Source organism: Nonomuraea harbinensis, assembly GCF_019396385.1.
In the GTDB taxonomy this organism is placed as follows: Bacteria; Actinomycetota; Actinomycetes; order Streptosporangiales; family Streptosporangiaceae; genus Nonomuraea; species Nonomuraea ferruginea.
This window is the reverse complement of sequence record NZ_JAHKRN010000036.1, coordinates 66,581-88,434: the sequence shown is the minus strand read 5'-3', so window position 1 is coordinate 88,434 and position 21,854 is coordinate 66,581. Positions and strand designations below refer to the sequence as shown.

Below are 21,854 nucleotides of genomic sequence, written 5' to 3'. Positions count from 1 at the left end.
ACATATGTTCTTACGCGCCGAAACGCAAGTCGCCCGCGTGCCGCACGAGCGGGTTCGCCCCGATCGAGTTGCGGATGCTGAAGGCCACGCTCCCCGCCCGGTAGCGGTCGTCCGAGCACTCCACCGCCCTGCCCTCGTGCGTGGTCGTCACCCGGCGCTGGCGCAGCAGCGGGCTGCCCCGCCTGACCCCGAGCAGGCGCGCGTCCCGCGTGCTCGCGGGCACCGCGTCGATGAGGTGCTCGCCGTAGGCGAACACCAGCCCCGCCGACTCGTACAGCGCCTCGGTCACGGAGCCGCAGCCGGGCGGCAGCTTCTCGACGGCGCCGGCGATCCACTCCGCGTACGCGGTCCGCTCCAGCAGCACCGGCTCGTCCTCCAGGGTGCGCAGCCGCAGCACGTCGAGCACCTCGCCGGAGCCGAGCCTGGCCGCCTCGGCCGGGGTGGGCGGGCGGCGGCGCTGGGCGATCACCTGGCCGCCGTACCGGTAGCCGTTGGCCCGCGCCCACTCGGCGAAACTGTGCAGCTCGGCGAAGCTCTGGCTGCGCGCGGTGCCGAGCACGATGCGCCTGGCCCCCTGCCGCGACCCGACCAGGCCCTCGGCGGCCAGCACGGCGACCGCCTGCCGGACCGTCCCCCTGGCGGCGCCGTGGCGCGCGGCCAGCTCCGACTCGGACGGGAGCTGCGAGCCCACCGGGTGCACGCCCGAGAGGATCTCGCCCCGCAGCTCGTCGGCGATCAGTTCATAGCGCGCAACCATTACCGACCACCCCAGTTCACGAAAGAGCAACGTATATGCGACTTACTGGTGCTCGCTTGTTTGTACAAGTTCCCCTACATTCCTCCCACACCCCCGGAGTGGAGGCCACGTGTTCACACCTCGCGCTCGTGCGGCAGGCGTCATCGCCGCCCTTACGGTAGTCACCGCGGCGTGCGGCGCCGCGCCAGGAACCCAGACGTCGACGGCCGCCGAAGGCGGGGTGGACGCGCGCACCGCAACCTCGGCGGCCGACTTCGGCGGCTTCGACAAGCTCGTCGAGGCCGCCAAGAAGGAAGGCGACCTGCACGTCATCGCCCTGCCGCCGGACTGGGCCAACTACGGCGAGATCATCAAGACCTTCGAGGCCAAGTACGGCATCAAGATCGAAAGTGAGGACCCGGACGCCGCCAGCGCGGACGAGATCAACGCGGTCAAGACCCGCAAGGGCCAGGACCGCGCCCCCGACGTGCTCGACCTGGGCCAGTCCTTCGCGATCAGCGGCGCCGCCGAGGGCCTGTTCGCCCCGTACAAGGTGCAGACCTTCGACAAGATCCCCGAGGGCCAGAAGGAGCCCACCGGCCTCTGGGTGAACGACTACGGCGGCTACATCTCCATCGGCTGCGACGCCAAGAAGATCACCACCTGCCCCAAGAGCTTCGCCGACCTGCTCAAGCCCGAGTACAAGGGCAAGGTGGCGCTCAACGGCAACCCCACCAAGTCCGGCTCGGCCTTCGCCGGCGTGTACGCCGCCTCGATCGCCAACGGCGGCTCGTTCGACGACATCCAGCCCGGCATCGACTTCTTCAAGAAGCTGAAGGACGCGGGCAACTTCAACCCGGTCGAGACCACCCCCGCCACGATCGAGAAGGGCGAGACCCAGATCAGCATCGACTGGGACTACAACAACGCCGCCTACGCCCCTCAGATGGCGGCCAAGGGCCTCGACTGGCAGGTCAACGTGCCCTCCGACGGCCAGTACTTCCAGATGTACGCCCAGGCGATCAACAAGGACGCCCCGCACCCGGCGGCGGCCCGCCTGTGGCAGGAGTTCCTCTACAGCCCCGAAGGCCAGAACCTCTACCTGAAGGGCTTCGCCCGCCCGGTCCTCATGCCCGCCATGCAGGCCGACGGCAGCATCGACAAGGCGGCGGCCGAGGCGCTGCCGGCCGTCGAGGGCGAGCCGGCGTTCCCGACCTCGGAGCAGGTCGACGCGGCCAAGAACAAGCTGGCGAGCGGCTGGGACGCCGCGATCTCCGGATGAGACGGTCCCCGGGGTGGCTCGGCACGCTGCCCCTGCTCGCCTTCTACGCGTTCGTGTTCGGCATCCCGCTGGCCGCGCTGCTGGCGGGGGCCTTCACCTCGCGCGGCGAACCGACGCTGGCCAACGTGCGGCAGAGCCTGGAAGGCGGCAACCTGACCGCCATGGCCGGGAGCGTGCAGGTCTCGGCCGTGGTGGCGCTGTCGGGGGCCGTGCTCGGCACGTTCCTCGCCTACGCGGTGGTCACCTCCCGGTCCACCGCGCTACGCAACGCGGTGCTGACCGCCTCCGGCGTGCTGGCCAACTTCGGCGGCGTCCCGCTGGCCTTCTTCTGGGTGGCCACGCTGGGCAACTCCGGCGTGGTGAGCGGGCTGCTGGGGCTGCCGTCGGGGTCGCTGTACTCGTTCTGGGGCCTGGTGATCGTCTACCTGTACTTCAGCGTGCCGCTGATGGTGCTGGTGATGGCGCCTGCCCTGGACGGGCTGCGGCCGCAGTGGCGGGAGGCGGCGGCCAACAACGGCGCCACCGCCTGGCACTACTGGCGCTACGTCGCCCTGCCCGTGCTGACGCCCGCCCTGCTCGGCGGGGTGGTGCTGCTGTTCGGCTCGGCCTTCGCCGCCTACGCCACGGCGGCGGCCATGGGCGCGGGCACGGTCGTGCCGCTGGTCACCCTCAAGATCGCCAACGCGCTCACCAGCGACGTGCTGATCGGCCAGGAGAACGTGGCGCTCGCCCTGAGCCTGGACATGATCGTGATCGCGGGCCTGGTCATGCTGATCTACCTGCCGCTGCAGAGGAGGACCACCCGATGGCTGCAGTGACGGGCCTGGAGCAGCCCCTCGTCACCGCCCCCGCCCGGCCGGCCCGCCCGCGCGCCTGGCGGGCCGCCGTGTTCGTGATCGCCGGGCTGTACTTCCTGGTGCCGCTCGGGGCGTCGCTCTGGTACACGGTCTACACGCCCACCACCGGACTGTCCTTCGAGCCCTACGCCGAGCTGCTGACGGCGGAGGGCTTCGCGTCCAGCCTGTCGCTGTCGCTGGCGCTCGCGCTGGCCACGATCGCGCTGGTGCTGCTGCTGACGTTGCCCGCGATGCTGGCCGTCCGGCTGTTCGCGCCGGGGCTTCGGCCCCTGATGGAAGTGCTCTGCACGCTCCCGCTCGTGGTGCCGCCGATCACGTACGTGGCCGGGCTGAGCACCTCGCTGCGGGTCGGCGCCGACGTGCTCGCGCCCACCCCGTTCTGGGCCACGCTCATCGCCGTCCAGGACCCGGGCTTCCCCGTCGTGCTCGTGCTCGCGTACGTGGTCCTGGTCCTGCCGTTCGTCTACCGCTCGCTGGACGCGGGGCTGCGCACCATGGACGTGCGGACGCTGGTGGAGGCCGCGCGCAGCCTCGGCGCGTCGTGGCCGCACGTGATGTTCCGCGTGATCATCCCCAACCTGCGCTCGGCCCTGGCCAGCGCCTCGTTCCTCACGCTCGCCCTGGTGTTCGGCGAGTTCACCGTGTCCAGGCTGCTCGGCTACCAGCCGTTCGCGGTGTGGATCGTGACGATCTCCGGCTCGCGCGGTCAGGTGTCGGTCGCGGTCTCGATCCTCAGCCTGCTGCTCATCTGGCTGCTGCTGCTGGCGGTCTCCACCGCTTTCGGGAGGGAGAAGAAGTGACGTCCAAGGTGGAGTTCCGCGGCCTGCGCCGGGTCTTCGGCAAGACGGTGGCGCTGGACGGCCTCGACCTGACCATCGAGCCCGGCCAGTTCGTCGCCCTGCTCGGCCCGTCGGGCTGCGGCAAGACGACGGCGCTGCGCTGCGTGGCCGGGTTCGAGCGTCCCGACTCCGGGGCCGTGCTGGTCGACGGCAAGGACATCACCGACGTGCCCGCCAACAAGCGCGACGCCGGCATGGTGTTCCAGTCATACTCGCTGTTCCCCAACCTGAACGCGCGCGACAACGTCGCCTTCGGCCTGCGCGTGCGCGGGGTGCCGACCGCGACCCGGCGGGCCAAGGCGGACGAGCTGCTGGAGCTGGTCGGCCTGCCCGGGCACGCCGACCGCTACCCGCACCAGCTCTCCGGCGGCCAGCAGCAGCGCGTCGCGCTGGCCCGCGCGCTCGCCCTGGAGCCGCGCGTGCTGCTCCTCGACGAGCCGCTGTCCGCGCTCGACGCCAAGGTACGGGTCGCGCTGCGCGAGGAGATCCGCCGGCTCCAGCTCGGCCTGGGCATCACCACGATCTTCGTCACGCACGACCAGGAGGAGGCGCTGTCGATCGCGGACCGGGTCGCGGTGCTCCGCGACGGCCGCCTGGAGCAGGCCGGCCCGCCCGCCGAGGTCTACGACCGGCCCGCCACCCCGTTCGTCGCCGAGTTCGTCGGCACCATGAACCACCTGCCGGGCCGGCTCGCCGGCGACGGCAAGGTGACGGTCCTCGGCCAGACGCTGCCCGTCGACGGCACCGCCCCCACCGGCCCCGACGTCACCGTCCTCATCCGCCCGGAAGCCATCCAGGTGACCCTCGCCGACACCACTCACCCTCCCGCCGTCGGCACCGGTCTCGGCGAGGTGGTGACGGCGTCGTTCCGCGGCGCGTCCGTCCGTCTCCGCCTGCTGATGGACGGTCACGAGGTGCTCGCCGACGTGCCCGGCCACGAGGCGGCGCGGCTCGCCCCCGGCACCCGCGTCGCGATCCGCCTCGTGGAGCGTCCCGTCCTGGTGGCCGCGCGCGCCGCCCCCGTGCCCGATGCCGTCTGAGGTGCCCGCGGCCGTCCTGTTCGACCTGGACGGCACCCTCGTGGACACCGAGCCCCACTGGTGGCGGGCCACCGCGACGGTGGCCCGCGGCCTGGGCGTCGACCTGGGCCCGGACGACGAGCCGGACGTGCTCGGCCGCACGGTCGAGCACACGGCCGCCCACCTGCTCTCCCGCGCCCCCCGCGACCACGACGCCGGGGACGCCGGGGACACCGGCGACGCCCTCACCCGCGCGTTCGCCGGCGAGCTGGCCCACAGCTTCGACGTCATGCCCGGAGCCACTCCCCTGCTGCGGGAGCTGACCGCCGCCCGCATCCCCACCGCCCTGGTGACCGCCTCGCCCCGCAGCATCGCCGCCCTGGTGCTCCCCCGCCTCGGTCACCGCTTCGACGAGGTGGTGGCCGCGGAGGACACCCGCCGCGGCAAGCCCCACCCGGACCCGTACCTCGAAGCCGCCCGCCGCCTCGGCGCCCATCCCTCCCGCTGCGTCGCCCTGGAGGACAGCCCGGCCGGCGTCACGGCCGCCAGCACCGCCGGCTGCCACGTCGTGGTCGTCACCCGTACAGGTCTCCCGACGCTCCGCGAGATCCGGTCGATCGCGTGAAGATCAGTCGACCGCCAGCCGTACCCCGAAGCCGACGATCACCACGCCCGTGACCCGGTCGAGCAGACGGCGCACGGACGGCGAGCGCAGCACGCCGCTCATCACCCCGGCGAAGACGATCAGGCCCGCGCTCCACACCAGCCCCTCGGCCACGTGCACGCCCGCCAGCAGCAGCCCCACCGCCGCGTGCGGCGCGTCCGGCGGGATGAACTGCGGCAGCATCGCCACGTAGAAGGCGCCGACCTTCGGGTTGAGCAGGTTCGTCACCAGCCCGCGCCGGAAGCCGGTGCGGAAGCGGACCTCTCGCGCGTCCGGCTCGTCCACGTGCGCGTCCTTCTTGACCAGCAGCATGCGCAGCCCCATCCACACCAGGTAGGCGGCCCCGGCGTAGCGGAGGACGTCGTAGGCGAGCTGCGAGGCGGCCAGCAGCGTGGCCAGGCCGGCCGCCGTCAGCAGGCCCCAGACGAGCGTGCCGAGCTGGATGCCCAGCGTCACCCCCCACGCGGGGCGCTTCCCGGACAACAGGGACGTACGGAGGATGAGCGCGGTGTCCAGTCCCGGCGTGATCGTCAATAACGCGACGACGGCGGCGAACGAGACGACCGAAGTGGTCAGGTCCATGCCGTCGAGCGTAGCCGTCACGGGATCAGCAGCAGCTTGCCCGTCGTCCGCCGCGAGGCCAGGTCCTCCTGCGCCTTGGCCACGTCCGCCAGCGGGTAGCGGTGCGACACGTTGACGCGCACCCGGCCCGAGCCGATCCACTCGAACAGGTCGGCCGCCCGCCACAGCAGCTCGTCACGCTCGGCCGTGTAGTCGGCCAGCGTCGGCCTGGTGAGGAAGAGCGACCCGGCCCGGTTGAGCCGCTGCGGGTCCACCGGCGGCACCGGACCGCTCGCGGCCCCGTACAGGACCATGAGCCCGCGCCGGCGCAGCGCCTCCAGCCCGCCGTCGAACGTGGTCGCGCCCACGCCGTCGTAGACCACGTCCACCTTGCCGCGCAGCCTCTCGGCGAAGTCCTGGTAGGTGAGCACGTCGTCGGCGCCCGCCTCCCTGGCCAGCTTCTCCTTCGCCGGGGTGGAGGCGGTCCCGTAGACGGTCGCCCCGAGCATCTTGCACACCTGGACGAGCAGTTGCCCCATGCCGCCCGCGGCGGCGTGCACGAGCACCGTGTCGCCTTCCTGCACCCGGTAGGTGGAGTGGGTGAGGTAGTGGGCGGTCATGCCCTGCAGCATCACGGCGGCGGCCACGTCCGGCGCGACGCTCTCAGGCACCGGCACCACCAGGCGGGCGGGCACCACGGCCTTCTCGGCGTAGCTGCCGAGCGCCATCGCCCACGCGACCGTCTCGCCGACGACCACGCCCTCGACGCCGGGCCCGACCGCGGACACCACGCCCGCGCCCTCGGACCCGATCGTGCAGGGCAGTTGCAGCGGGTAGGCGCCGGAGCGATGGTAGATGTCGATGAAGTTGACGCCGCTCGCGGCGACGTCGACCACCACCTCGCCGTCACCCGGCTCCGGGTCGGGCCGCTCGACGTACTCCAGGACTTCGGGGCCGCCCTGGGCGGCCAGCACGATTGCACGCATGCCCCTAGTCAACTACGAACCGTCCGGCGAGCCGGTCCGGCATGACCCTGGCGAGTCCGCCGGACTCCATCGCCACCCAGATCGCGCCGTCGGGTCCGGTGGCCAGGCCGTGCGGCTCCGACCCGGGCAGCTCGAACTCACTGATCGCGCCGTCGACCGTGATGCGGCCGAGCCGGTTCGCCGCCCACTCGGTGAACCAGAGCGCGCCGTCCGGCCCGGTGACGATCGCGTGCGGCCGGCAGGCGCGGTCGGGCAGCGGGTGCTGAGCGACCTGCGCGGGGTGGCCAGGCTCGTGCAGAGCGGGTTCGCCGATCCGGAGCTGGGCCCGGTGTCGTCGGCGTTCGTGGCGGCGGCCATGCAGAGCCCGGAGGCGGCCCTGGCGCTGCACGACTTCTTCCAGGCCCGCCACGAGCAGTCGGCCCAGGTGGTGCGCCGCGCCGTCGACCGCGGCGAGCTGCCCGCAGCGGTCGACGCCCACGAGGTGATCAGGGCCGCGGTGACGCCGATCTACTACCGTCTCTTCGTCACCCACGAGCCGGCCACGGCGGCGGACGCGGACCGGGCGGCTGACGCCGCCCTGGCCGCCGCCCGGGCCGGCATCCTCTGACCCGTCGCCCGCTACCGGAAGGCGGCGGCGTTGCGCCTGGCCCACTCGGCGAACGTGCGCGGCGCCCGGCCGAGGAGCCGCTCGACGTCGGGGCTGACGCGCCGCTCGGCCGGGGTGGGTTCGCCGATGATGGACAGGGTGGTCTCGACCACGGGCTCGGGCATGAACCGCAGCATCTGCGCGCGGGCCTCCGCGCGGGTCTGCTCGGTGAACCGGATCGGCTCGCCGAGCGCCTCCCCGATCGCCTCGGCCCGTTGCCGCGGCGTGGTGAGGGCGGGTCCGGTCAGCTCGTAGACCTGGCCCGCGTGACCGTCCTCGCGCAGGGCCACGGCCGCGACCTCGGCGATGTCGTCCGGATCGATGAACGGCAGGCCGACGTCCCCGAACGGCGCGGCGACGGCACGCCGGGCGCGGACCGACTCGGCCCAGGCGTAGGCGTTGGAGTCGAAGCCGCCGGGCCGCAGGATCGTCCAGTCCATGCCCGATCTCCGGACGGCGTCCTCGATGGACCGCGCCGTGCTCCCGTGGGAGGACGAGCCAGGGCGGGTCGCGACTCCCTGGGAGGACAGCAGCACGACCCGCCCGGCTCCAGCGGATCCGGCGTCGTCGAGGACGCGTCCGATGACGCCGCCCGGACTGTCGGCGGCCGCCACGAAGTCGCCGGAGATCAGCAGGAACAACGCGCCGGCGCCGACCACCTCGCCCGGCTCACCGGTGAGCTCGACCGGCTGCCCGACCCCCTCGAACGTCTCAAGGCCCTGGTCGCCGGGTGGATCAGCCAGCGCGACATCGCGGCCCGGTACGGCTGCCCCACCCGGACGACCTCGCGCTCACGTTCGTCGGCGCCTACCAGGGCATGTCCCTGCTGGCCAACGCCCTGCGCGACCCGGAGATCATGACCGGGGAGGGAAACCGCCTCATCCGCTGGCTCGATGCCCTGCCCGAGCGCGGACAGCGTGGCGGCTCGGACCCATGTTGCAGATGAGTATCTGTTCTCTTCCTTCCGGGCCGATTCCTGATCCGGTTGCCGAAAATGACGGCAGAGGTCATGGGGAGGGGCGGTGGCGGACCGCGGGGATGCTCGACGCTCGACAGCCACGAGACTGGCGGTATGGGCACGGCGGCACCTGACGATCTGGATCACCGTCGCGACCACCACCCAGGCCGCGCTTCTCGCCATCACCACCATGCTGATGCAGCTGCCCGGTCAGTCCGACTCGGTGATCACCGCTTGTATCGGGATCGTGCTCCTCCTCGCCGCCCTTTCCGTCGTTCTCCCCCTGATCGGGGCGCGCGCCGAGCGGAAGGCCCGGACGGCGGAGGAACTCGACGACAAGCGGCGGTACGTCACCACCCGGGTCCTGCGAGGAAGCGCCGGCGAGCTTCCCCGGCTCGGTCAGCTCTCGGCCACCGATTTCGGAGTCACTCCCACCCAGTACACCACCAGCGGGCGCGACCCCTATGTCCCCCGCGAGCCTGACGACGCGCAGATCCGTGACGCCCTCAGCGCGCCCGGCCCGCCCTATCCGTTCGTGCTGGTGTGGGGGAACACCAAGGCTGGCAAGTCCCGTATCACCGCCGAAGCCATCCGGGCGGTGTTCCCCGAAGACACCGTCGTCTTGCTGCCTGCCAGCGGAGCCGCTCTCGCGGAACTCGCTCTCTCCGAAGACGCTCTCCCCTCCGGTGAGGGACCGGCCGTGGTCCACCTCGACGACATCACCGTCGCCGACCTCGAAGTCCTGACACCTGCCGTGCTGGACGCGGTCGCCCGCCAGGCCGTACTGGTCGCGACCATGACCGCCGGAAGGCGCGGTCAGATCCTCAAGTCGGGTACCGACAGCACGCGCGTCGCCCGAACGGCGTTGAGCCGCGCGCACCGCGACGGCCAAGGCCACGAACTGGTCTTCCGCCCGCCCACCGACGCCGAGCGTGAGCAAGCCGAAGCCCTCTACCCTGGGGAGACCTTCCGAGGCAGCATCGCCGAGACTCTCGTCGGCGCGATCGAGCTCTTCGCCAAGTACAAGGCCGGGCCCGATGACGATCCGGCCGGCTGCGCCATCGTCCAAGCAGCGGTCGACTGCCGCCGTGCGGGACTCACCCGTCCTGTCACCGACGCTGAGCTCTCGCGGCTGTTCGCTCTCTATCTACCAGTGATACGGGCCGGCGTGCCCGCCACTCCGGACACCTTCCAGCAGGGCCTCCGCACCTGGGCGGCCGTCCCCGTCTCCTCCCAGGTCGCTCTGCTCACCGCGGACACCGGCGACGGTGAGGCAGGGTGGACGGCTCTTGACCACATCGTGTCCGCCGACGAAGGAGCCCGGCCCATCCACCCGGGCCTCTGGCCCGAGCTCATCTCGATCGTCGACCCGTCCGATGCGCGCGCGATCATGTACGGAGCCGAGAACCGCGGGGAGCGAGAGCACGCCATCGCGGCAGGGCGCAAGGCGGCCACCTCGCCTCACCTTGAAGAGGCGGCCGTCTCCGCGGGCTATCTGGGCATTCTGCTCGCTGAGCAGGGAGAGGTGGAAGCCTCCGCGGACGCCTTCCGGCAAGCGGCCCGCTCGCAGAACGCCGATCGTTCGTCCATGGCCACCCTTCAGCTGGGAATAGCGCTTTCCAAGCAGGGGAAGATCGAAGCCGCCACAGACGCCTTCCACCAAGTGATCCATTCGCGTAATCCCCACACCGCACCGCTCGCCGCACTCGTCTGCGGGAAGATGCTCGAAGAGCATGGAGATCTGGACGCCGCGCAGGACGCCTACTGGCAGGCGATCCGCTCCTACCACCCCGACCATGCGCCCAGGGCCGAACTGAACCTGGGGGCCCTGCTCGCCCATGCGGGGGAGCTGAGCGCCGCCGGCGAAGCCTTCCGGCGGGTGATCGCTTCGAACCATCCGGACAGCGCGCCTCATGCTGCCTTGAACCTGGGGATAGTGCTCGCCAGCCGGGGGGAGCTGGCAGCGGCCGAGCAAGCCTTCCGGCAGGCGATCGCCTCCGGTCACCCGCGGCACGCGCCACCCGCGGCGCTCGGTCTGGACCAGGTTCTCGCCTTGCGGAGGGGAGAAGGCTCCCTCGGGGCCACCCCTGATGGTGGTTCAGCGGGCGACGAGGTTCCCCCGCCAGAGGGCGGGGTCCCCTCGACTTCAGGGTGAGGGCTCAGGACCGGGAAACCGCGTCGGCCTGCCGGCGGGGGACTCTGCCCGCCGCCACCACACCGACCACGGCGATCGCCGCGGCGACGAAGAGCGCGGAACGCAGCCCGTCCACCGTGGCGGCACGCAGCGCCTCGCCGGTCAGGCCGGTGGTGTCACGCCAGGCCACGGCCACCAGCACGGCCAGGCCCGTGCTGCCGCCCGTCTGAAGGAAGGTGGAGGACAGCCCCGAGACCGCTCCCTGGTCATGCGGGGCCACGCCGGTCGTGGCGAGGATGAACATGGTGGTGAACGACAGCCCCGAGCCCAGCCCGAAGACGACGAGCCCGGCCAGCAGGCCGAGATAGGAGCCGTCGGCGGACAGGCTCCAGGCCAGCAGGGCCGTGCCGGCGGCGCCCACGAGCAGGCTGAGGGTCAGCGTGCCGCCCAGCCCGAGCCGGGGGATCAGGCGCTCGCCGATGATGTTGCCCGCCGTGATGCCCAGCGTCGGCCCGAGGAACGCCAGGCCCGACCGCATCGCGTCGTACCCGAGCACGTCCTGGAAGTGCAGGGTGAGGAAGTACGGGACGCACTGCAGGGCCATGCCGTAGACCAGGATGACCCCGGTGGCGGTGCGCGTGTGCGGGTTCGCCAGCAGGCGCGGCGGCAGCAGCGGATTAGGGCTGCGCGCCTCGATCGCGACGAACCCGGCGAGCAGCACGACGGCGGCGGCCAGGGACGCCATCACGCCGGGCGAGGTCCAGCCCCACTGGGCGCCGTGCGCGATGGCGAACACCAGCCCTGTGACACCGGCGGTGCCGGTGACCGCTCCGGGCAGGTCGAAGCCGCCCGGCCGTCGCGTACCGTCCGGGGTCAGCACGGCGAAGGCGGCCACGATCCCGGCGGCGGCCATCGGCACGTTCACGAAGAAGACCGCCTGCCAGCCGAACGTCGCCGTGAGCACGCCGCCGAGCAGCGCGCCGAGGCTCAGCCCGCTCGCGCCGCACACCGCCCACACCGTCATCGCCCGGTTGCGGGCCGGGCCCTCGTCGAACATGGTGACGACCAGCGAGAGCGTGGCCGGCAGCAGCACCGCCCCGCCCAGCCCCTGGAGCGCACGGGCGGCGATCAGCGGGCCGGGCCCCGTGGCCAGCCCGCCGAGCATGGACGCGACCCCGTACAGGAGCATGCCCAGCACGAACATCCGCCGTCTGCCCAGCAGGTCGGACAGCCGGCCGCCGAGCAACAGGAAGCCGCCGAACGGCACCGCGTACGCGCTCACCACCCATTGCAGTGCGTACGGGGAGAAACCGACATCCCGCGCGATGTGCGGGAGCGCGACGTAGACGACGGTGAAGTCCAGGGCGGTGATCATGCTGCCCAGGCCGAGGAGGACGAGGGGGAACGCGAATCTCATGCCGGTCAGCCTCGCCGCGGCCCCGGACGTCAGCCAGCCCCGTGTTCTGCGTACGCAAACTTTGCTTAGGCTGGCGACCTATGGAGCGTGATGTCGAGCTGAGCGAGTTCCTCAAGTCGCGGCGGGCGCGGCTGCGGCCGGACGAGGCGGGGCTGCCCTTCAAGACCAACGGCACCAGGCGGGTGACGGGGCTGCGCCGCGAGGAGCTGGCCCTGCTCGCCGGGGTGAGCGTCGCCCACTACACCCGGCTGGAGCAGGGCCGCAGCCAGAACGTCTCGGCCGAGGTCCTCGACTCGATCGCCGACGTGCTCCGGCTCACCGGTGACGAGCGGTCCTACCTGCACGCGCTCGCCCACCCGGCGCACCGGTGCCGCGACTTCCCGCAGCACCCGATCAGGCCGGGGCTGCAGCGGCTGCTCGACTCCCTGGTCCGCACCCCGGCCCTCGTCCTGGGCCGGCACGCCGACGTGATCGCCTGGAACACCCTCGCCGCCGCGGTCTTCGCCGACCTCGCCGCGATCCCCGAGGAGCGGCGGACGCTCGGGCACCTGATCTTCCTGGACGACGACGTCAGGCGCATGCACGGCGACGGCTGGCACCGGCTCGCCCGGGAGCATGTGGCCCGGCTCCGCGTCCTGGCCGCCCGCTACCCCGAGAACCCGCGGGTCATGGCGCACGTGGACGCGGTCTGCAAGCGGAGCCCCGAGTTCCGCGCCCTGTGGACCGAGCACCACGTCGCCGCCGCCACCCACCGCGACTACGTCCTCGACCACCCCGTGGTGGGCGAACTCCGCCTGTCGGCCGAGCTGGTGTCCCTGCCGGGCGACCCCGAGCTCCAGGGCCTTGACCTGTACGCCGCCGAACCCGGCTCCGCGTCGGAAGCCGGACTCCGCCACCTCGCCGCCACCACCACCCGGCTCCCCTCCGCCCCGCCCGCTGCCCTCCGGCCGTCGATCACGTGAAGGACAGGGCGGTCCGCCTACGACTGGGCGGGGGTGCCGCGGAGTTCGAAGTCGTCGTAGGCCATCTTCAGCACCGACTTCTCGTCCTTCGGCGTGCGGGCGAACATGCCGACCGAGCCGTTGCCGATGCCGTTCGGGTCGTCGACCGACACGACCTTCTTGCCGTTGACCCACAGGGTGAGCCGCACCGCCTTGCCGGTCTGCTCGCAGGCGGCCTCGATGCGGACCTTGCCCTTCAGCTCGCCGACCTGCGCCGGCTCCGCCATGGTGCCGCCGGAGCCGTTGTAGATGCGGCGGACGCGGGCGTTGCCTGCCGTGTCGAGGCCGAACTCGTAGTAGGTGTCGTCGTCCGCCGCGTGGCAGTAGACGCCGTACTCGCCCGAGCCGGTCACCTGCTTGACCTCGGCGGTCACCGCGACCAGGACTGTCTCGGGGAGCATCGGCGTGGGGGTCGCCGACGGGTCGGGGGTGGCGGTCGGCGTCTTGGTCAGGAACGGGATGGCCGCCTCCGCCCAGCGCTCCTCGTAGTTCGGCTCCACGTCCAGCCCGTACGTGCCGTCGGTGCGGTAGCCGTAGCTGGAGCCCGAGGAGGGGTCGTACCTGCCGTTCCAGCCGCCGGACGTCTGGGTGAAATCCTCCCGGTAGAGCACCGACATCTCGGGCGGCCCGCCCGGCATCAGCGCCCACGCGACGACGCCTGCCGTCACCAGCAGCGCCGCCGCCGCGCTGACGCCCGCGATGAGCTTGGCCCTGCCGGGGCCGCGTGGCGCGTACGAGGTCGCGGCGGTGACCGGCGTGGTCGCCTGCTGCCAGGCCACCTGGACGGTGTGCGCCACCTGCTCCGGCCCGGCGGCCCGGCCCACCAGGTGGTCGAGGAGCTGCTGCGCGGTCGGGCGCATGGCGGGGTTCTTGTGCAGCGCGGCCCGGACCAGCTCGCGCAGGCCCGGCTCGACCTCGTCCAGGCTCGGCTCGGTGTTGAGCACCTGGTAGACGATCGCGGGCAGGGTGTCGCCGGGGAACGGCGACCGCCCGCTCGCGGCGTAGGCCACCAGGCAGCCCCACGAGAACACGTCGCAGGCCGGCGAAACCGGCTCGCCGCGCAGCACCTCGGGCGCCATGTATCGGGGCGTGCCGATCAGCTCCCCGGTGCCGGTGACGCCGCCCAGGGTGTCGAGCGCCCGCGCGATGCCGAAGTCGATCACCCGGGGCCCGACGGGCGACAGCAGCACGTTGGACGGTTTCAGGTCGCGGTGCACGACCCCGGCCCCGTGGATGGCGGTCAGCGCGGTCGCCACGCTCACGGCCAGCGCGTCGAGGCTGGACCCGCGGAGCGGCCCGGACTGCCGCACCGCCTCCTCCAGGTTCGGCCCCGGAACGTACTCGGTGACCACGTAGAGCTGGTCGCCGTCGAGCGCGGCCTCCAGCACGGCCGCCGTGCAGAACCGCCGCACCCGCCGCGCGGCGTCCGCCTCCCTGCGGAAGCGCATGCGGAACTGCTCGTGCTGGCTCAGCTCGGGGTTGATCACCTTGATGGCGACCTGCTGCCCGGAAGGGTCCTCGGCGAGATGGACCGTGCCCATCCCACCCCGGCCCAGCACACGCACCAGCCTGTAGCGCCCGATGTGGGAGGTTTCACCGCTCACGGCGCGTAAGCTTACCGACTTCGGCCCCGCCGTCGAATGTCACTCGCCGCCCGGCTGTTCCCAGGGCCAGTCGAGCAGGCGCGCGCCGAGCACGGCCGTCTCCAGCGTGAACCGCTGGGTGGGGTCGTCAGGGGAGAAGCCGGTCAGGCGGTTGATGCGCTGCAGCCGGTACGTGACCGCGCGGGCGCTGACGCCCAGCCGGCGCGCGGCGGCGGTCTGGTTGCCGTGCGCGGCGAAGATCGCCTCCAGCGTCTCCAGCAGCGGCTCGTGCCCGCCGCGCGCATGCAGCAGCGGGCTGAGGACGCTCGTCACCAGGTCCTCCATCGCGCTCCTGTCGCGCAGCAGTACGGGGAAGACGAGCAGGTCGGCGGCCTTGACCACGTCGTGCTTCAGGCCGAGCCGGTCGGCCAGGTCGAGGGCGCCGGCCGCCTCCCGGTAGGAGGCGACGATGCCGCCGGGCCCGCGCTGCGGCCTGCCGACGCCGACCCGCCAGCCGGCGGTGAAGCGGGAGCGCACATGGTGGGTGAACTCGCCGACCGCCGCCGGGAGCGTGGCCGGGACCACGCACACCAGCAGCCCGTCCCGTACCGCGACCAGGATGTTGTGCGAGCCGAACCGTTCGGTCAGGTCGCGTTCGATGCCGTCGGCGCCGGTGCCGGCCAGCCCGCGGGCGACGGTCACCACGTACGACTCGGCCAGGCGCAGCCCGAAGTGCTCGGCCCGTTCCGCCAGCCGCTCGGCCCTGCCGTGGAGCAGGTCGTCGACGAACGCGCGGCGTTCCCGTTCGGCTTCGCGCAGCGCGGCGAGCTGTGCCTTCTCGTACCCCTCCATGAGGGCGGCGACGGCCTTGCGCAGCGCGGGCAGCACCGACGGCGCGGCCAGCCCGTCGGCGGCGGCCAGGGCGTCGGCGGCGGCCAGGGCGGCGTCGACCAGGTGCCGTAACGGCACGCCCAGCTCGGCGGCGCGGCGGCCGCCGGCGCGGTAGGCGTCCAGTTCGTCCCTGCCGGGCAGCCGGCCGGTGCCGGCGGCCTCCCGCAGCGTGCGGAGGTGCCCGCCGAGCAGCTCGGCGGGCACCCGCGGCGACATCACACCCCCACGTCGCGCCGGTCGAAGGCCAGCACCGCGGTGAGCGCCAGCACCGCGGCGGCCCCGGTCAGCACCAGGTACTCCCCCACCGGCAGCCCTTGCTGCAGCGGCTGGCCGGAGGCGTAGTAGTGGAACGGCGACAGCCACTTCAGCCAGGCGATGGCGTCCACGCTCCGCCCGACGGTGACGACGACGTAGCCGAGCACCGCCCACACCCCGGTGACCGCCATGGCGGGACCCTTGCGGCCGGTGGCGGCGCCCACGGCCAGGGTGACGGCGCCGAAGAACAGCCCGACCAGCAGGACGCCGGTGTGCGCGGCGAGTATCCGGTCGAACGGCACCCCCATCTCCATCGTCTCCGCCAGCCCCCAGGTGACCAGCAGCGTCATGGCCGCCACCGCCCCCAGCCCGATCACCAGGGCGGCGAACCGCTCCAGGACGAGCCGCTTGCGGTCGATCGGCAGCGTGACGACGAGCTCCAGCGTGCCGTCCTCCTCGGGCTGGGCGAGCGCCCGGTTGGCGATGAGCATGGCGCAGGCCAGGAAGAGGAACGGCACGAAGAGCTGGTAGACGACCGACTGCAGGTAGCCGGCGCCGCTGGTGAAGTCCTCCATGCCGCCCATGAGGTCCTTCAGCGCGCCGGGGAACTTCGCCATCGCCTGCGGGCCGTACACCTCGGGATTTTCCTTCACGCTTCCGTACACGGCCAGGTAGAGGCCCATGAAGGCGCTGATCCCGATAGTCCAGCCGATGAGGGCCCGCCGGTAGTCACGCAACGTCTTGGCGATCATCGTGTCTCCCCTCGTCGCTGTAGTAGGTGAGGAAGATCTCCTCCAGGTCCGGCTCCTCGCTGACCAGGTGCACCACGGTGAACCTGGCTGCGGTCTTGATCAGCGCGTCCGGCCGGCCGTCGATCGTGCAGCGCACGCTCGCGCCCGCCACCCGCAGGTCCCGCACGCCCGGCAGCCCGTCGAACGCCTCCGCCGGCACGGGCGCGTCGAAGTGCAGCTCCACCCGCCGCACCGCCTTCTCGCGCAGCGCGGACACGTTCTCCACCGCGACCAGCCGCCCGGCCCGTACGATGCCGACCCGGTCGGAGACGTGCTCCACCTCGGCCAGCACGTGCGAGGACATGAGCACGGTCCGCCCGGAGGCGCGCACCTCCCGCAGCATGGTGAGGAACTCCTGCTGCACCAGCGGGTCGAGGCCGCTGGTCGGCTCGTCGAGGATGAGGAACTCGGGCTCGTGCATGAACGCCTGGATGAGCCCGACCTTCTGCTTGTTGCCCTTGGAGAGCTTCCCCATGGGCACGCCCAGGTCGGCGTCGAGCCGCTCGGCCAGCGCGCCGATCCGGCCGGCGGGCACCCCGCCGCGCACCTTCCCGAGGAACTCCAGGTAGTCGCGGGCCTTCTCCCTGCCCTCCAGGGCGAGCTCGCCCGGCAGGTAGCCGATCCTGGCCCGTACGGCGGCCTCCCGCGAGCCGGTGCCGAGGACGCTCACCGTGCCGCGGGTGGGCCGGATGACGTCGAGCATGAGCCGGATCGTGGTGGTCTTGCCGGAACCGTTCGGCCCGAGGTAGCCGAAGATCTCGCCCGGCTGGATCTCCAGGTCGAGGTCCTCCAGCCCCCGGCGCTTACCGTAGTACTTGGTCAGCCCTTCGGCCCGCACCACTGCTGTCATGCCCGCCATGGTGCCCGCCGGGGGCCGCCGCCGTCACCGGCGGGCTCCGGAAGGTTCGGCGCCGGTTCGCTTCCGGCACCCGGCAACCGCTGACTCCGGAATTCCGGTTTTCCGGGGTATCTTTCGCTTGTGACGACGATCGAGGAGCGCGTGGCCGCGCTGGAGGCCCGGGTCGCCGCCCTGGAGGGCCGGGCGCCCGAGCCCGGCGGCGAGGTCGAGGAGTCCGGCAAGCTGGTGTACGGCGGGCATGCCAGGTTCGGCGGCTACCGGTGGAGCTGGGAGATGGCCCGGCCGCCCGGCTGGCTGGTCGAGCAGCCGGCCGGTCCGATGGCGGCCGTGCTGGCCGCGGCGGGCCACCCCGCCCGGCTGCGCATCCTGCAACTGCTCGTGCGGGGCCCGCGGCCCGCCGCCGAGCTGCAGACCGAGCTGTCACCGGCCTCGCAGGGCCAGCTCTACCACCATCTCAAGACCCTCAGCTCGGCCGGGCTGGTCGAGCAGCCGGAGCGCGGCGTCTACCGGGTGCCGCCCTCGGCGATCTTCCCGGTGCTGGCCATGATCGCCGCGGCGACGGACGTGGTCCACCCCCGCTGACGTCACCGGGCCCCGGGCGGCAGGCCGGGCACCTGCGGCGGGCCGTTCCCGATCAGGTCGAGCAGCGCCCCGGTGTCCAGGTTCCGCTCCACCAGGTCCCCGAGCGCGTCCAGGCGCCGCTCGCGCAACCGGCCGAAGTCGGTGGCCGGGTCGGGCTCGAACGCGCGGCCCGCCCGCCCGGCCACGTCCGCCAGGAAGGCCCGACGGAACGCGTCGTTCTCCAGCGCGCCGTGCCAGGTCGTGCCCCACACGTTCGCGGCCCGGCAGCCGTCCAGGAACGACTCGCCGCCCTCCACCGTGACCCGTCCGTGGTGGATCTCGTACGCGTCGACCGGATGCCCGTACGCCTGACCGGAGGGCCTGCCGAGCACCTTGTCCGGCCCGAACGTCACCCGCGCGGGCAGCAGCCCGAGCCCGTCCACCCGGCCGGCGCCCGACTCGACCTCGTCCACGATCTCCCTGGCCAGCATCTGGAAACCGCCGCAGATGCCGAGCACCGGCCCGGCGCGGGCGGCGAGCGCGTCCGCCAGCCCGCGCTCGCGCAGCCAGGCCAGGTCGGCGACGGTGGCGCGGGAGCCGGGCAGGACCACCAGGTCGGCGTCGTCCAGCTCGGCCGGGCCGGTCACGAACCGCACCACCACGCCCGGCTCGGCGGCCAGCGCGTCCACGTCGGTGAAGTTGGAGACGCGCGGCAGCCGCACCACCGCCACCCGCAGCGTCTGCCTGCCGTGCGGCTTCCCGGTCACCACCCGTCGGCCGTCGAGGGCGAGCGAGTCCTCGACGTCCATCCAGAGCCCGTCCAGCCAGGGCAGCACCCCGTACACGCGCCGCCCGGTCAGCTCCTCGATCATGTCCAGGCCCGGCCTGAGCAGCTCCCTCGCGCCCCTGAACTTGTTGACCACGAACCCGGAGACCAGCGCCTGGTCCGCGGCGTCCAGCAGCGCGACCGTGCCGTAGAAGGCGGCGAACACCCCGCCCCTGTCGATGTCGCCGACCACGATCACCGGCAGGTTCGCGGCCCTGGCCAGGCCCATGTTGGCGAGGTCGCCGGCCCGCAGGTTGATCTCGGCGGGGCTGCCCGCGCCCTCGCACACCACCACGTCGTAGGCGCTCCTGAGCCGGTCCAGCGACTCCAGCGCCGCCGTCCGCAGGCGGTCCCTGAGCGCTCCGTACTCCGTCGCGTCCACGTCGGTCAGCGGGCGGCCCATCAGCACGACCTGGCTGCGGCGGTCGCTGCCCGGTTTGAGCAGGATCGGGTTCATGTCGGCCACCGGCTCCAGCCCGGCGGCCCGCGCCTGGACCTCCTGGGCCCGGCCGATCTCGGCGCCGTCCACGGTCACGTACGAGTTGAGCGACATGTTCTGGGCCTTGAACGGGGCGACGCGCACGCCCCGCCGGGCCAGCCAGCGGCAGATCCCGGCGGTGACGACGCTCTTGCCGGCGTCTGACGTGGTGCCCGCGACGAGCAGCGCCCCTCTCACGCGCACCACCGTAACGGTGATTCGCCTGAAATCGCCCATTTACGAATCCTGTGACTTCTGCCACTCTGACTAGAACGCGATTCTAGAGTTATCTACTGGAAGGTGGGGCATGGTCGGAACGCTGGGCTCGCCTCGTACCGGCAGGGTCGACGCCACGTCACAGGCACCGTTCGGTTGGACGCCGCTCGTCGTGCTCTTCATCGTCGGCCTGGTCGACCGCATCGAGGCCAACCTCCTGTCAGGGGTCCTCCCGCACATCATCAAGGAGTGGGGAATCAGCGACGTCGCGGCGGGCGCGATCCCGACCGCCGCCGCGATCGCCGGGGCCATCGTCGCCATCCCCGCCGGATACCTGGCCGACCGCCGCAGCCGCACCCGCATCATCGCCATCGTCGTCTTCATCTGGGCGATCGCCACGGCGGGCTCCGGCCTGGCGACCGGCTTCGCGATGTTCTTCGGCATGCGGGTGCTGCTCGCCGCCGCCGAGAACATCGACAACCCGGCCTCGGGCAGCCTGCTCGCCGACTGGTACCCGCCCTCCAGCCGGGCCAAGGCGTACGGGCTGGTCCGCGTCACCACCTACCTGGGCGGCGTCGGCACCCTGATCGGCGGCGTGCTCGCGGCGCAGCTGGGCTGGCGGCAGGCGTTCCTCATCATGGTCATCCCCGGCGTGCTCACCGCCCTGCTGGTGTGGTTCCTGCGCGAGCCGCGCCGGGGCGAGCTGGACCGGCTCGTCGCCACCGGCTCCGCCCCCGAGGCCCGGGCCACCGTGCACACCGAGCCCGTGCACACCGAGCCCGTGCACGCCGAGCCCGTGCCCGAGCCGACGCCCGACAAGATGCCCGTGCACGACCCGGTGCCGTTCGGCACCCAGCTCCGCCAGGTGATCCGCATCCCCACGCTGATCTTCGTGTGCGTCGGGCTCGGCCTGCTCACCCTGGGCCTGGCCGGCGTCTTCTACTGGATGACCACGCTCATGGTGCGCTCGTTCGGTGTGGAGACCGACGTCGCCGGGTCGCTGAGCGGCCTCATCACGGTGGCCGGCACGCTGAGCGGCACCCTCATCGGCTCCTGGCTGGGCCGCAAGTGGCACGGCACCCGCAAGGGCGGCCGCCTGCTCGCGGGCGGCGGCGGCATCACGATCGGCGCGCTCATCCTGGCGCTCGCCCTGTCGATGGACTCGCTGGCCTGGCTGACCGTGCTGACCGTGCTCGCCAGCACCTCGATGTCGATCGCCATCCCCAACATGACCGCCTGCCTGGCGGACGTGGTGCCGGCGAGCGCCCGGGGACTCGGCTTCGCCGTGCTGCAACTGCTGATGGCCGGCTTCGGCGCGTTCGGCTCGCTGATCGTCGGCATCGTCTCCGAGCGGACCGGCTCGCTGCTGACCGGCATGTACGCGCTGATCCCCGTGATGGTGATCGGCGGCCTGCTCACGCTCGGCGCCCGCGCCTCCTTCGAGCGGGACGCGCGGAAGGTGCTGGACGCGGCCCGCGCCTCCTGACCGGTCAAGGGCGGGAGGGTGCCACACCCTCCCGCCTGCGCCTCAAGCTCTACCGGGCCCTCTTCCAGGCCCGCGTCGCCACCGCGTCCCAGCTCGCCGACCAGGTCGACGAGGCGGTCTCCCTGGTCAGCTACCACCTGCGCAAGCTCGCCGCCCACGGCGTGATCGAGGAGGCCGAGCCGCAGAGCAGCGACGGCCGCGAGCGCTGGTGGCAGCTCGTCATGCGCCACTACAGCGTCCAGGACAAGGACTTCCGCGACGCCCCCGAACGGGCCGCCGCCTACACCGCGTTCACCCGCACCGCCTTCCACGACCACGTCGAGCTGTACGAGCGCTACCTCGACGAGCAGTCGGCCTGGTCCCCCGAGTGGCGCGCGGCCGCCTTCAGCTCGCAGTCGCTGCCCCGCCTGACCGCCGCCGAGCTGAACGGGCTCAACCAGGAGCTCCTGGAAGTGGTCAGGAGGTGGCAGCGCCACAGCGAGGCCGCCATCGAGGCCGGCGACACCGAAGGCCGCGAGAACGTCAACCTCCACCTGTACGGATTCCCCGCCCGCCGCCCCTGACCGAGGAGGTCACGGCCATGCACCCCGACATCCACCTGCGGCTCATGGAGATCCGCGACGCCGAGTTACGGGAGCGCGCCGACCACTGGCGCGCCACCCGCGACAGCCGCCCCACGATGAGCTGGCGCGTCGGCTGGACCCTCGTCGAGCTGGGCCTGCGTCTCGTCCACCGCGCCCCCGCGAACATCCAGCGGATCTGATCGCCTCGCGGGTGTATCAAGCTGCGGAGCCCTCACTCCATGTGG

General features: G+C 72.5%; 24 protein-coding genes and 1 pseudogene. 14 read left to right on the top strand and 11 right to left on the bottom strand.

Annotated elements, in window-relative coordinates:
* Window positions 1-10: 10 nt before the first annotated feature.
* Window positions 11-757, bottom strand: coding sequence for a GntR family transcriptional regulator (locus KME79_RS30695; RefSeq protein ID WP_219548030.1), 747 nt, complete (start codon window positions 755-757; stop codon window positions 11-13).
* Between the two features lie 109 nt (window positions 758-866).
* Between KME79_RS30695 and KME79_RS30690 the strand changes: the two genes are divergently transcribed.
* Genes KME79_RS30690 through KME79_RS30670 form a run of 5 tightly spaced genes read left to right on the top strand, consistent with a single transcriptional unit; the run spans window position 867 to window position 5,358 of the window.
* Window positions 867-2,018, top strand: a complete 1,152-nt coding sequence (locus tag KME79_RS30690; RefSeq protein WP_219548028.1) for an ABC transporter substrate-binding protein — start codon at window positions 867-869, stop codon at window positions 2,016-2,018.
* A complete protein-coding gene (locus KME79_RS30685; protein WP_219548026.1) occupies window positions 2,015-2,836 on the top strand; it encodes an ABC transporter permease in 822 nt (273 codons plus the stop codon). Before KME79_RS30690 ends, KME79_RS30685 begins: the two co-directional genes overlap by 4 nt.
* Window positions 2,824-3,675: an ABC transporter permease gene (locus KME79_RS30680; RefSeq protein WP_219548024.1), complete on the top strand. Its 852-nt coding sequence runs from the start codon at window positions 2,824-2,826 to the stop codon at window positions 3,673-3,675. Before KME79_RS30685 ends, KME79_RS30680 begins: the two co-directional genes overlap by 13 nt.
* Entirely contained in the window at window positions 3,672-4,754 is a 1,083-nt protein-coding gene (locus tag KME79_RS30675) for an ABC transporter ATP-binding protein (protein ID WP_219548022.1), read from the top strand. Before KME79_RS30680 ends, KME79_RS30675 begins: the two co-directional genes overlap by 4 nt.
* The gene (locus tag KME79_RS30670; RefSeq protein ID WP_219548020.1) at window positions 4,744-5,358 is read left to right on the top strand and encodes an HAD family hydrolase; all 615 of its coding nucleotides are present in this window, start codon (window positions 4,744-4,746) and stop codon (window positions 5,356-5,358) included. Before KME79_RS30675 ends, KME79_RS30670 begins: the two co-directional genes overlap by 11 nt.
* Before the next feature lie 3 nt (window positions 5,359-5,361).
* Here the strand turns inward: KME79_RS30670 and KME79_RS30665 are convergent, their stop codons facing one another.
* From KME79_RS30665 to KME79_RS47690, 3 genes are read right to left on the bottom strand one after another with little or no spacing between them, the layout of a single operon-like run.
* On the bottom strand, window positions 5,362-5,979 hold the full coding sequence (locus KME79_RS30665; RefSeq protein WP_148029857.1) for a LysE family translocator: 618 nt from the start codon (window positions 5,977-5,979) through the stop codon (window positions 5,362-5,364).
* Between the two features lie 17 nt (window positions 5,980-5,996).
* Entirely contained in the window at window positions 5,997-6,944 is a 948-nt protein-coding gene (locus KME79_RS30660; protein WP_148029856.1) for a quinone oxidoreductase family protein, read from the bottom strand.
* A 4-nt stretch (window positions 6,945-6,948) separates the two neighbouring features.
* Window positions 6,949-7,170: a virginiamycin B lyase family protein gene (locus tag KME79_RS47690; protein ID WP_443684586.1), complete on the bottom strand. Its 222-nt coding sequence runs from the start codon at window positions 7,168-7,170 to the stop codon at window positions 6,949-6,951.
* Window positions 7,171-7,173: 3 nt separating this feature from the next.
* Here KME79_RS47690 and KME79_RS45500 point away from each other — a divergent pair, with 3 nt between their 5' ends.
* A complete protein-coding gene (locus KME79_RS45500; protein WP_308249111.1) occupies window positions 7,174-7,551 on the top strand; it encodes a TetR-like C-terminal domain-containing protein in 378 nt (125 codons plus the stop codon).
* Between the two features lie 11 nt (window positions 7,552-7,562).
* Here KME79_RS45500 and KME79_RS30650 read toward each other — a convergent pair whose 3' ends face one another.
* On the bottom strand, window positions 7,563-8,249 hold the full coding sequence (locus KME79_RS30650; protein WP_308249110.1) for an NAD(P)H-binding protein: 687 nt from the start codon (window positions 8,247-8,249) through the stop codon (window positions 7,563-7,565).
* Between the two features lie 71 nt (window positions 8,250-8,320).
* Between KME79_RS30650 and KME79_RS30645 the strand changes: the two genes are divergently transcribed.
* Window positions 8,321-8,536: a hypothetical protein gene (locus KME79_RS30645; protein ID WP_219548016.1), complete on the top strand. Its 216-nt coding sequence runs from the start codon at window positions 8,321-8,323 to the stop codon at window positions 8,534-8,536.
* Between the two features lie 76 nt (window positions 8,537-8,612).
* The gene (locus tag KME79_RS47155) at window positions 8,613-10,703 is read left to right on the top strand and encodes a tetratricopeptide repeat protein (protein WP_219548015.1); all 2,091 of its coding nucleotides are present in this window, start codon (window positions 8,613-8,615) and stop codon (window positions 10,701-10,703) included.
* Window positions 10,704-10,707: 4 nt separating this feature from the next.
* Here the strand turns inward: KME79_RS47155 and KME79_RS30635 are convergent, their stop codons facing one another.
* Window positions 10,708-12,099 carry an MFS transporter gene (locus KME79_RS30635; RefSeq protein WP_219548013.1) on the bottom strand — a complete coding sequence of 464 codons (1,392 nt, stop codon included), beginning with the start codon at window positions 12,097-12,099 and terminating at the stop codon, window positions 10,708-10,710.
* Between the two features lie 80 nt (window positions 12,100-12,179).
* On the opposite strand from KME79_RS30635, the gene KME79_RS30630 reads away from it, so the two are divergent.
* Window positions 12,180-13,061 (top strand): helix-turn-helix domain-containing protein, encoded by an 882-nt coding sequence (locus KME79_RS30630; RefSeq protein ID WP_219548011.1) that lies wholly within the window; start codon window positions 12,180-12,182, stop codon window positions 13,059-13,061.
* 17 nt (window positions 13,062-13,078) lie between these two features.
* Here KME79_RS30630 and KME79_RS30625 read toward each other — a convergent pair whose 3' ends face one another.
* Genes KME79_RS30625 through KME79_RS30610 form a run of 4 tightly spaced genes read right to left on the bottom strand, consistent with a single transcriptional unit; the run spans window position 13,079 to window position 17,470 of the window.
* A complete protein-coding gene (locus tag KME79_RS30625) occupies window positions 13,079-14,704 on the bottom strand; it encodes a serine/threonine-protein kinase (RefSeq protein ID WP_308249109.1) in 1,626 nt (541 codons plus the stop codon).
* Window positions 14,705-14,743: 39 nt separating this feature from the next.
* The gene (locus KME79_RS30620) at window positions 14,744-15,790 is read right to left on the bottom strand and encodes a PucR family transcriptional regulator (RefSeq protein WP_219548009.1); all 1,047 of its coding nucleotides are present in this window, start codon (window positions 15,788-15,790) and stop codon (window positions 14,744-14,746) included.
* Window positions 15,790-16,581 carry an efflux permease Rv1217c-related protein gene (locus KME79_RS30615; protein WP_219548007.1) on the bottom strand — a complete coding sequence of 264 codons (792 nt, stop codon included), beginning with the start codon at window positions 16,579-16,581 and terminating at the stop codon, window positions 15,790-15,792. The genes KME79_RS30620 and KME79_RS30615 overlap by 1 nt, the downstream gene beginning before the upstream one ends.
* On the bottom strand, window positions 16,559-17,470 hold the full coding sequence (locus KME79_RS30610; RefSeq protein ID WP_219548005.1) for an ABC transporter ATP-binding protein: 912 nt from the start codon (window positions 17,468-17,470) through the stop codon (window positions 16,559-16,561). The genes KME79_RS30615 and KME79_RS30610 overlap by 23 nt, the downstream gene beginning before the upstream one ends.
* Window positions 17,471-17,599: 129 nt before the next feature.
* On the opposite strand from KME79_RS30610, the gene KME79_RS47150 reads away from it, so the two are divergent.
* Window positions 17,600-18,061: an ArsR/SmtB family transcription factor gene (locus tag KME79_RS47150; RefSeq protein WP_219548003.1), complete on the top strand. Its 462-nt coding sequence runs from the start codon at window positions 17,600-17,602 to the stop codon at window positions 18,059-18,061.
* Window positions 18,062-18,063: 2 nt separating this feature from the next.
* Here KME79_RS47150 and KME79_RS30600 read toward each other — a convergent pair whose 3' ends face one another.
* Window positions 18,064-19,581 carry a cobyric acid synthase gene (locus tag KME79_RS30600; protein WP_219548001.1) on the bottom strand — a complete coding sequence of 506 codons (1,518 nt, stop codon included), beginning with the start codon at window positions 19,579-19,581 and terminating at the stop codon, window positions 18,064-18,066.
* A gap of 70 nt (window positions 19,582-19,651) precedes the next feature.
* Between KME79_RS30600 and KME79_RS30595 the strand changes: the two genes are divergently transcribed.
* The 4 genes and pseudogenes from KME79_RS30595 (at window position 19,652) to KME79_RS30585 (ending at window position 21,809) form a co-directional block, all read left to right on the top strand.
* A complete protein-coding gene (locus tag KME79_RS30595) occupies window positions 19,652-21,046 on the top strand; it encodes an MFS transporter (protein ID WP_219547999.1) in 1,395 nt (464 codons plus the stop codon).
* Window positions 21,043-21,207 (top strand): annotated as a pseudogene (locus KME79_RS47535) (winged helix-turn-helix domain-containing protein); the annotation flags it as partial. The gene KME79_RS30595 and the pseudogene KME79_RS47535, both read left to right, overlap by 4 nt.
* The gene (locus KME79_RS30590) at window positions 21,208-21,609 is read left to right on the top strand and encodes a hypothetical protein (protein ID WP_246640687.1); all 402 of its coding nucleotides are present in this window, start codon (window positions 21,208-21,210) and stop codon (window positions 21,607-21,609) included.
* 17 nt (window positions 21,610-21,626) lie between these two features.
* On the top strand, window positions 21,627-21,809 hold the full coding sequence (locus tag KME79_RS30585; protein WP_148029842.1) for a hypothetical protein: 183 nt from the start codon (window positions 21,627-21,629) through the stop codon (window positions 21,807-21,809).
* Window positions 21,810-21,854: the final 45 nt, after the last annotated feature.

Excerpts from the sequence above, each read along its gene's own strand:
- KME79_RS30585 (WP_148029842.1), top strand. The coding sequence starts at position 21,627 with ATGCACCCCGACATCCACCTGCGGCTCATGGAGATCCGCGACGCCGAG.
- KME79_RS30600 (WP_219548001.1), bottom strand. The coding sequence starts at position 19,581 with ATGGGCGATTTCAGGCGAATCACCGTTACGGTGGTGCGCGTGAGAGGG.
- KME79_RS30610 (WP_219548005.1), bottom strand. The coding sequence starts at position 17,470 with ATGACAGCAGTGGTGCGGGCCGAAGGGCTGACCAAGTACTACGGTAAG.
- KME79_RS30695 (WP_219548030.1), bottom strand. The coding sequence starts at position 757 with ATGGTTGCGCGCTATGAACTGATCGCCGACGAGCTGCGGGGCGAGATC.
- KME79_RS30660 (WP_148029856.1), bottom strand. The coding sequence starts at position 6,944 with ATGCGTGCAATCGTGCTGGCCGCCCAGGGCGGCCCCGAAGTCCTGGAG.
- KME79_RS30670 (WP_219548020.1), top strand. The coding sequence starts at position 4,744 with ATGCCGTCTGAGGTGCCCGCGGCCGTCCTGTTCGACCTGGACGGCACC.
- KME79_RS30620 (WP_219548009.1), bottom strand. The coding sequence starts at position 15,790 with ATGTCGCCGCGGGTGCCCGCCGAGCTGCTCGGCGGGCACCTCCGCACG.
- KME79_RS30630 (WP_219548011.1), top strand. The coding sequence starts at position 12,180 with ATGGAGCGTGATGTCGAGCTGAGCGAGTTCCTCAAGTCGCGGCGGGCG.
- KME79_RS30680 (WP_219548024.1), top strand. The coding sequence starts at position 2,824 with ATGGCTGCAGTGACGGGCCTGGAGCAGCCCCTCGTCACCGCCCCCGCC.
- KME79_RS30635 (WP_219548013.1), bottom strand. The coding sequence starts at position 12,099 with ATGAGATTCGCGTTCCCCCTCGTCCTCCTCGGCCTGGGCAGCATGATC.
- KME79_RS30595 (WP_219547999.1), top strand. The coding sequence starts at position 19,652 with ATGGTCGGAACGCTGGGCTCGCCTCGTACCGGCAGGGTCGACGCCACG.
- KME79_RS30615 (WP_219548007.1), bottom strand. The coding sequence starts at position 16,581 with ATGATCGCCAAGACGTTGCGTGACTACCGGCGGGCCCTCATCGGCTGG.
- KME79_RS30685 (WP_219548026.1), top strand. The coding sequence starts at position 2,015 with ATGAGACGGTCCCCGGGGTGGCTCGGCACGCTGCCCCTGCTCGCCTTC.
- KME79_RS30665 (WP_148029857.1), bottom strand. The coding sequence starts at position 5,979 with ATGGACCTGACCACTTCGGTCGTCTCGTTCGCCGCCGTCGTCGCGTTA.